This window comes from Herbaspirillum lusitanum P6-12 (assembly GCF_000256565.1).
GTDB lineage: Bacteria > Pseudomonadota > Gammaproteobacteria > Burkholderiales > Burkholderiaceae_D > Herbaspirillum > Herbaspirillum lusitanum.
Window position 1 is genome coordinate 1 of the sequence record NZ_AJHH01000037.1, and the last position, 465, is coordinate 465.

General features: G+C 64.1%; 1 protein-coding gene. It reads left to right on the forward strand.

Features of this window, described 5'->3' with window-relative positions:
- The coding region (locus tag HLUSI_RS26460; protein WP_040503040.1) for a sulfite reductase subunit alpha at positions 1–465 on the forward strand (465 nt) is incomplete at both ends.

Here is a 465-nt window from a genome sequence, read left to right on the forward strand (position 1 = left end):
CGGCGATATCGCCGAGATCGGCCCGCGCAATGCGCCTGGGAAAATCGCTGCGCTGCTCGATGCATTGCAGATGGACGGACTTCAGGCCGTACGCGACGGGACGCGCCAGACTTCCCTGAACGAATTGCTGTCGCGCCGTTTGCTGCCCGACGACCTGCAAGCCTTGACGGCATTGGGCGCACTGACGCCGCAAACACTGGTCGGGCAATTGCGTCCCTTGCCGCATCGGGAATATTCCATCGCCTCGCTGCCGCAGGACGGCCAACTGGAATTGCTGGTGCGCCAGACCGTGCTAACCGATGGCAGCCTCGGTCTTGGTTCCGGCTGGTTGACGGCGCATCTGGGCGAAGGCGGCGAAATCGATCTGCGCGTGCGGGAAAATCGCAGTTTCCATCCTCCTGCGTCCGACGTGCCGCTGATCCTGATCGGCAACGGCACCGGCCTGGCCGGTTTGCGCCCGGGTTA